General features: G+C 38.1%; 7 protein-coding genes and 2 pseudogenes. 7 read left to right on the forward strand and 2 right to left on the reverse strand.

Annotated features, from left to right (window positions below):
- The 7 genes and pseudogenes from FTT98_RS16625 to FTT98_RS16655 all read left to right on the forward strand — a co-directional run.
- Positions 1–108 (forward strand): annotated as a pseudogene (locus tag FTT98_RS16625) (IS701 family transposase); the annotation flags it as partial.
- 60 nt (positions 109–168) lie between these two features.
- Positions 169–804 carry a cation transporter gene (locus FTT98_RS16630; protein ID WP_180177588.1) on the forward strand — a complete coding sequence of 212 codons (636 nt, stop codon included), beginning with the start codon at positions 169–171 and terminating at the stop codon, positions 802–804.
- A gap of 301 nt (positions 805–1105) precedes the next feature.
- The gene (locus FTT98_RS16635; RefSeq protein WP_168379321.1) at positions 1106–1669 is read left to right on the forward strand and encodes a TetR/AcrR family transcriptional regulator; all 564 of its coding nucleotides are present in this window, start codon (positions 1106–1108) and stop codon (positions 1667–1669) included.
- Positions 1670–2360: 691 nt separating this feature from the next.
- Positions 2361–5210 carry a type VI secretion system Vgr family protein gene (locus FTT98_RS16640; protein WP_180177589.1) on the forward strand — a complete coding sequence of 950 codons (2850 nt, stop codon included), beginning with the start codon at positions 2361–2363 and terminating at the stop codon, positions 5208–5210.
- A 12-nt stretch (positions 5211–5222) separates the two neighbouring features.
- On the forward strand, positions 5223–6572 hold the full coding sequence (locus FTT98_RS16645) for a hypothetical protein (RefSeq protein WP_180020817.1): 1350 nt from the start codon (positions 5223–5225) through the stop codon (positions 6570–6572).
- A 29-nt stretch (positions 6573–6601) separates the two neighbouring features.
- Positions 6602–7588, forward strand: a complete 987-nt coding sequence (locus FTT98_RS16650; protein ID WP_180020819.1) for a PoNe immunity protein domain-containing protein — start codon at positions 6602–6604, stop codon at positions 7586–7588.
- Positions 7589–7627: 39 nt separating this feature from the next.
- Positions 7628–7834 carry a hypothetical protein gene (locus FTT98_RS16655; RefSeq protein WP_180177587.1) on the forward strand — a complete coding sequence of 69 codons (207 nt, stop codon included), beginning with the start codon at positions 7628–7630 and terminating at the stop codon, positions 7832–7834.
- Here FTT98_RS16655 and FTT98_RS16660 read toward each other — a convergent pair.
- Positions 7796–8002, reverse strand: a pseudogene (locus tag FTT98_RS16660) (transposase); the annotation flags it as partial. The gene FTT98_RS16655 and the pseudogene FTT98_RS16660 overlap by 39 nt on opposite strands.
- A 31-nt stretch (positions 8003–8033) precedes the next feature.
- The coding region (locus FTT98_RS16665; protein ID WP_151778282.1) for a transposase domain-containing protein at positions 8034–8129 on the reverse strand (96 nt) is incomplete at its 5' end.

Below are 8129 nucleotides of genomic sequence, written 5' to 3' on the forward strand. Positions count from 1 at the left end.
AATGTATATCGTTGGCAGAAGAAATTATTTAGACCAATTATCAAAAGCTTCATTGATGACTTTATTCTCGATAAAAATCATCTGCTACCACAGAGAATCTTTAAATAATAGTGCGTAAGTCCTATAAGAGTAATACAAATCCATTGATTTTAAAATTGGAGCACATTTATGGCATGTACATGTAGTCATGAGCCAGCACCAAACAAACCCAACAGTAAATTTCGTATCGCACTTTGGATTGCCTTAATCATTAACGCCATGATGTTTTTGGTGGAGCTGATTGGTGGGGCTTATGCACATTCTTCTGCGCTTTGGGCGGACTCGCTGGATTTCTTTGGTGATGCTGTAAATTATGGGGTTTCATTAGCCGTGCTTGGCGCCAGTTTATATTGGCGTGCAACAGTTGCCTTGGTGAAAGGTTTTGTCATGGCAGCGTTTGGGATCGTGGTGATTGCCAAAGTGCTCTATGCCTATGCCAATGGGATCGCACCTGAACCGATCACCATGGGTATAATTGGTATCTTAGCTTTAGTCGCTAATGTCATCTGTGCATACGTCCTATATGCCTTCCGAGAAGGCGACTCCAATATGCAATCCGTTTGGCTATGTAGCCGTAATGATGCGATTGGTAACGTCGCGGTGATCTTGGCGGCTGTTGGGGTATTTGGTACAGGCAGTCTATGGCCAGATTTGATTGTGGCCGCAATCATGGCAATTTTAGGTTTAACGGGCGGTTATCAGGTGATTCGAAAAGCACTGCAAGAGCGTAAGCAAAAAAATATTCTGAGTACCCCTTGCTCTTAAATACTTACTCTTAAATCCACCGTTAATGGCATTCATTTCAGCAAGGTTTTTAACGCAGAGGAATAGTCGTTAAATCGCTAGTTGAAATTAAAATAGCAGTCAGTTTTATACGAAATTTTCCTGACTGCTAATTCGATAAATCATCTGAAATCAGACTGTATTTAATAGGGTGCTGAGGTTTTATCTACAGACTCCAATTAAGTTATGCTTTACAATAGCGCGCGAAAATCATGTTTAAAAATTAGGTTTTCTACCTTGAAAGCTTTATGTTTAGGCCCCATTGGTGCATCAGGTAAATTAAATGTCGAAAAAGCAAGACATCATTAACGTTGCGCTCCAACTCTTCAATTCTTATAGCTATAACTCGATTGGTATAGATCGAATTATTGGGGAATCGGGCGTTGCTAAAATGACGTTTTATAAATATTTCCCCTCTAAAGCCAAATTAATTGAAGAATGTCTCGTGATTCGAAATCTTAATTTACAGGAATCACTTGAAGCTGCTATTGCAGAATGTGATCCAGAAGACCATCTTTCGCATATTAAAACCATTTTTGCTTGGTACGATGCTTGGTTTCATACTGCAGATTTCAATGGTTGTATGTTTCAAAAAGCAGTAGAAGAAATATCTAAAGTTTATCCTTCGTCATTACAACCTGCGATCGATTATAAAGACTGGCTCAAATCAAAACTAAGTACTGCTTTGCAAAATCTGGGCATTCAGCAAACTGAACAACTAGCTGCATTTCTGAGTAGTATTTTGGATGGCATGACCATCCAAGCCCAAATTGACCCCAACCAAGTGCATTTAGCAGATTATTGGAAGCGAGTTGAAACCTTAATTCGTTTGGAATTGGCTGCTTAAAAATTTGTTTGTAGGCATCTAGGTTTTAAATCTAGCGACGACTTATTTGTATTGATTAACCATCAATTTTTTTCACATGACTTAAGATTCTAAGAAAATAAAAAGCGCGATTATTTGGGGTAATCGCGCTTTGCTGACAATTGTGCGTTCAAATCATTCACTTTGTTAGCTTAAGTCAATGATTTGAATTTCGAACGTTTTATACGTTTTCTCTCATTTATATTTTTACCCTCTGAATGCTAAATTCATTCGGTTTTTGCAGCAAAATAGACAGACTTGTTTGTTTTTTTTGAATTATAGGGGATCTTAGGTGAATTACAAGACAGGAAAGAAAGGGTTGTGTGTTTTTTAATCTGACTTGAGTTTAAATTAATCTACTATTTTTAAAGATAATATTAAAAAATTGATCATTAAGCTCGATTTAAATTAGACGATAAAACTATTTTTACAGTTGCGTGCATGACGCTGTTCGTTGGGTGCAAGTACATGGTCTAAGACCATTTGGTGAATATTTTATATGCAAGAAGTAATTAGTGAGTGGGTTCTCCGCTTTTTATTTTTAAGTGAATTTTTGAATCGTGGATTTTACATAACGAAACATCTTCTATGGTTTTAAGCATTAAGTTTATTGATGAATTTGACTAAACTAGCAGCAAAATTATTTCCATGATTACAATTTAGAATTTTTATTATGTTAGGCAAAATATTTGCTGTATTAGAACAATTGGGTCTATCCGCTCAAAAACGTGCCATTCATGTGCAATTTTCCAACCCTGCGTTGAATGAAGAGCTTTTTATTCAACGTATTGATGGGGAGCATATCTTAAACCAAGGCGTACAAGCGACTTTGATTTGCCTATCCACCAATGCCCTTATTCCACTAAAACAATTTATTGGCTCACAGGTCGCGGTTGATCAAGTGACCGATCAGGGCGAACTCTTCCGCACCACGGGTATTATTACCGAAGCCACCCAAGGCCAGAGTGATGGTTCACTTACCTTGTATAAACTGACCTTAGAAGATGCAACATCACTGTGGCATAAACGCCGCAATAGCCGTGTATTCATGAACAAATCGGTACGTGAGGTCAGTGAAACTATTTTTAAAGAATGGCAAAGCAAAAGTCCGCTCTTTGCAGCAAGCCTAACGCTTGATCTCAGCGGTTTAAGTCAAAACTATGATGTACGACCTTTCATCATGCAATCGAATGAAAGCGATTATGACTTTCTGACCCGCCTGTGGCGTAGTGAAGGCATTAACTGGCTGATTGATGAAGCACAACTGAAAGTACCACATTCCTCAGCCCCAATTGAAAAACAAAAGCTTCGTCTAATTGATGACAATAGCCAATATCAAGCCCTAAGTCGCCGCAACATTCGTTTCCATCGCTCCAGTGCTACAGAAAAACAAGACAGCATTACCAGTTTGATTGGTGAACGCAGCATCCAACCGACTGCGGTCCATGTACAGCGCTGGCAAGCTGATGGCCTCAGCCAAGAAGAAGGCGCAGGTTCAGTTCAAAGTAAACATCAGCATAGCCAAAACCAAGACAATGCTAGCCTAAGTTTGGAACAAGCGTGGCATGTCAGCCCCGCGTGGATGCAAGACCTAAACGGTGAAGATCAAGCCACAGCCGCATCCAATAGCCAAATTGAAAAACTGAATCAAAACCTAACGCGATATCACGAGCTGCAATCGAAAAAATTCAATGCACAATCGACCGTGCGTGATACACAAGTCGGCTATTGGTTTGAACTAAATGAACATCCTGAAATCGATCAACACAGTGGCGCAGACAAAGAATTTCTAATCACAGAAAAGAAATTCTATAACCAAAATAACTTACCTAAGGACCTCACTGAACAAGTCAACCAACTGATTGCACAAAGCCAGTGGAAGATTAAACCGATTCAAGAACAAGCAGAACGCCAAGCCAATAACTTAATTCTGCAACGACGTAATATCTCTACTGTTCCTGAATATAACCCACTCGAACATCGTCCAAGCACCCATCCGCAACGTGCCAAAGTCGTTGGACCAAGCGGTGAAGAAATTCATGTTGATGAATGGGGCCGTATTAAAGTTCGCTTCTTATTTACCCGTGGAGATGACCATAGCCATGATGGCGGTGCTGGCAGCAATGACAATGATACGGACTCAGCATGGGTAGATGTGCTTACCCCTTGGGCAGGTGAAGGCTATGGCGCACGATTCTTGCCGCGCATTAATGAAATCGTGGTCATCGATTTCTTTGACGGTAATATCGACCGGCCATTTGTGGTGGGGCGCATACATGAAGCACAGCGCAGACCAACCCAATTTGATAGTAAAGGTAACCTGCCAGACACCAAAAAACTCGCTGGGATTAAAAGTAAGGAAGTCCAAGGAGAAGGCTTTGGACAACTGCGCTTTGATGACACGACTGGACAAATCTCAACACAATTACAAAGTACCCATGGTGCCACTCAGCTCAACCTAGGGAACCTCAGTCATCCCAAAGAAGCCGCAGAAAGTGAAGGTCGAGGTGAAGGCTTTGAACTAAGAACCGACCAATGGGGCGCAGTGCGTGCAGGTCAAGGGCTACTTGTCAGCACACATCCACAACAACAAGCAGCAATGCACCTCGATGCACAACCCGCGAAAGAACAAATCGAAGCCAACTTAAACAGCAGCAAAGCCTTAAGCGAAGTGGCGAAAAATCAACAAACTGACCCACTTGAAGTCTTAGATAACTTAAAAAACTTCCTTGGACAAATCGAAAAAGGCAGTAAAGAAAAAGCCGATGCTTTTAAACAGGCCTTAATGATTTTATCTGCACCGAACTCAATTGCTGTGAGTAGTCAGGAAGATATCCACCTTTCAGCAGATGGACAGATCAGCCAAAGTGCAGGCGATAGCATCAACCTCAGTAGTCAAAAATCCTTGATTGCCCATGCACAAAGCAAGATCAGTCTATTTGCAGCACAAGAGGGATTACGTGCCTATGCAGGCAAAGGCAAAGTTGAAATCCAAGCCCAAGGTGATGGGGCAGATCTGATTGCAAGAAAGGGTATTCAAATTATTTCGACGGAAGAAAATGTTGATATAAAAAGTCCAAAGGAAATTATTCTTACCGCTGGTGGGTCACAACTTAAAATTACTAGTGCAGGAATATTTCCAACAACTGCAGCGAAATTTGAGGTAAAGGCGGGGCAGCATAAGTTTGTGGGCGGACAACAAGTTAATTACAGTTTACCCGCATTAGGGGATCTAAAGAACTTTTTAGAGCTGAATTATCATTGGCCTGATTTGGAACCTATGAAAAATGCACCTTATCTTGTAATTTTTGAAAGTGGTCAAGAGTTTAAAGGTCATTTGGATGATAAAGGCTTCGCAAAAATTCCTAATATTCCCCTCAATGAATCTTATACAGTCTGGTATGGAGAAGATCAACGCGAAGTTGAAATTGAAGTTCTGGAAGATAATGCATTAGAAACTTTTACTGCTCAAGATGAGATCGAGCTTGAAGAATTATTAAAAGATTGGGATTTAGAAGACTAAATAGGTTTTTATATGGTTGATTTAAATAAAGATGATGTCGCAACAATTACTCAGGCTATAGCTATAGGTTTTTCACCGGCAGGTATTGCACTTGATGTGGCTGATCTAGCTAGAGCATCCTATAACCTATATCAAGAAAAATCAGATGATCATTACTTCGAAGTTGCGTTGTGTATTATTGGGTTTATTCCTGGACCTGGAGATGGAGTCAAAGCAGGTCTAAGAATAGTCAATAGAAAGCCAGAAATTTTGTTTGAATTAATTCGTTTTATTATGACGCACTGTAAAATTCATGGAGATCCTGAAAAATGGTTGGCAGAAGTAATCAGTGATAAGAAAATAAGGGAATTAATTCGAAGTGGTAAGCAGGCTTCTATTAATGCTTCGAATAATAATATTGATAGTAGATGGGCAAAGTATTGGGTTAATCAAAGTATAGAGCTTACGTTTAATTTCTTAGAGAACTCAATATCATCACTAATACAATTGTTGGCAAGAAAAGTCTTGCATTGGAAATCCAAAGTACCAAAGACTTCTGCTGATCGAAGACAAAACAGTAATGGAAATGGTCATCAAAATAGTTCCGCTCATGGTACGACTTACAATGGAAAAACAGGGCAAAATGGAGATGGCAAAGGCACTAAAGGCCGTACACTGTCAAAGACCGATATTTCAAAAGTTTTATCTAATTTAGAAGTTGGAGGTGTAGGTGAACATATGGCTGATTATTGGGTTGCTAATAAATTAGGAATCAAGGTTTCCCATGATTCAGGCAGTAAACCCAATGAAAAACTACAACGCACAATGACTAAACTGCATGTAGGAATTCATGATCAAGGAATTGATGCGATTTGGAAGTCTGATAAAAAAGATCTTGGTATAATGAATACCAAGACCTATGCCGTGATTGAGGCCAAAGCAAGTTTAAGTATGGGGAAGGGAACAGGACCAGGTTCTTTATTGAATGATTTAGATAAGCAACAAGATACAAGAGATCGACATAAAGAAAGGACTGATGCCAAAAAAGATAAACGTTCTGAAAAGAAACTTGTGCCAAAGCAGAAGTATTTGAGTAATCAGCAAATGAGTGAAAAATGGGTTGAAGCACGCTTATCTATTGTAGAAAAAAGACAAGTTCTACCTAGTTACAGCCGTCATTTACTTTATTTTAATTATGCTCATCCTGAAACTGTGGAGCATTTAAATACGTTAGCCGTTTCTATTCAAGATCAGCAACCTATTGATCATACAAAGCATCTAAATGAACATACACCATCAAATTTTTGGGGTGCAGCTAAAATTGATGAGGCTCTGAACAATCGAGTTACTCGAGCAAATACCAAAAATGGTTATACGAAATAAAATTAGATGATTAAAATGAGGAATCAACAATGTTAGATTTTACAGAACGACGTAGACAACAATTTCTAACTGAAGACTATTATAAAAGTGCCTATGATTTTTATATAGAAGACGTTGATTTTTGGAAAGAAAGTGATACGTTTGAAGATGATCAATACAATTGTGGTGAAGATAGGCGTTGGACGCTTATAACACATGATTATTCTTTTCTACTTTACCTTGTATACACAGCAGGAAAATCTATAGGGGAAGTTATCCCCTTATTTGAAAAAGTTATAGAAGGTTTTGAAAAACAATCTGAAGCCTTAGCTATCTTCCATAAGTCAAAAAAACCTTCTGTCATTCCAACTCAAAATGAAACGTTAAATATACTTGGTCTGGCTTTTTTATTAAATCGAAATGATTTATTTGATCGTATACATTCATTAGTCAATGGTGAGGGTGAAAGTCATACGTGTGAAGATGAAATTATTAATAAATTTTTTAAACTTAATGATCCTTCACATCCAACATTTAACGAAGGAAATTTATTTGCATTAGGTTATTCAAAATTATGTGATGTGATTGATAATGTGCTAGTTAAAAATAATAAAGAAACTGCTGTTAAATATTTAGATGAATACTTAGCTGATTGGTATCAAATGAATAAAAATGCACTTTGGTTTAATAGTCATTTAGAGCCTGCAGAAGAACTAAAATATTGTGGTTATTGGTCTTTTGAAGCAGCTGCTTTGGTTTATTTACTAGACTTAGATGATAGTTCCTTACATAAGCACTTGTTTTATCCTAAAGATATAGTTGCATGGGCTCGTAAAAATAATACTCAATCTGAAGTAACCCAAGAGAATCTAACTGTAATAAAAGTCAAAGCTGGCGAAAAATCCCCAAAAACGGGCTATTGGACAACCCCTGCACAAGAAGATTCACGCGTTCATGTGTTAAGAGGTGAAATGTTACCAACACTTTCTGAAACAGATTGGGGTGAAGTGTACTGGTATTTTAATGGTGAGGAATAAATAAAACATGCCCTTCGGGGCATTAATTTTAGGATTAATATGAATTTCGATAAATATAAAAGACAGATTTTTTTAACTGAAGAGTATTATTTAAAGACTAAAAAATACAATGAAGAAGGAATACCCTTATATTTAGAAAGTGATGCATTTGAAGATGATCAATATAATTGTGGAGAAGCTTCAAGATGGCAATCTATTAAGTCTCCATTAAAAAGTAAACATGTATTCTTTTCCGAATTGGTTTGATACTCTCTCCACCCATTGCTCTATTTTATCAGCTGTCATGACTTGAAAATCTCGCCAATAATATTTCATCTGCTTCCATACCATCTCGATTCGATTTAACTCAGGGCTATAAGCTGGAATAAAATACAAATTCGTCGAAAAGTTACTTTTAAGTAGCTCTCTGTAATCGTAAGCGTCCGCTGAATCCCATACCTATTTTTTAATTCAATTTAGGTTTCCAGCAGTGCGGCAGCAATTCTTCAATTTGGGTCACTTTGTGTGTCGGTAACCTTTTCAGCACATCACTTAAATAGGC

This window comes from Acinetobacter sp. YH12039, from assembly GCF_013420015.1.
In the GTDB taxonomy this organism is placed as follows: Bacteria; Pseudomonadota; Gammaproteobacteria; order Pseudomonadales; family Moraxellaceae; genus Acinetobacter; species Acinetobacter amyesii.